Raw genomic sequence first — 200 nt, forward strand, 5'->3', positions numbered from 1 at the left:
AACCCCTGTTACCTCCGTGAAAGGGAGGTGTCTTAACCCCTTGACCAACGGGCCACTTAAAAAGAATATGGAGCTCTCAACCGGGATCGAACCGGTGACCTCATCCTTACCATGGATGCACTCTACCTACTGAGCTATGAGAGCAAATGGCTCCCCGAACAGGACTCGAACCTGTGACAACTCGATTAACAGTCGAGTGC

General features: G+C 51.5%; 1 tRNA gene. It reads right to left on the bottom strand.

The features are described from left to right. Positions 1-68 precede the first annotated feature (68 nt). Positions 69-144: transfer RNA gene (locus GQY55_RS30925), tRNA-Thr, on the bottom strand. Between the last annotated feature and the right edge of the window lie 56 nt (positions 145-200).

Source organism: Paenibacillus sp. USDA918EY (assembly GCF_009870825.1).
In the GTDB taxonomy this organism is placed as follows: domain Bacteria; phylum Bacillota; class Bacilli; order Paenibacillales; family Paenibacillaceae; genus Paenibacillus_AQ; species Paenibacillus_AQ albilobatus.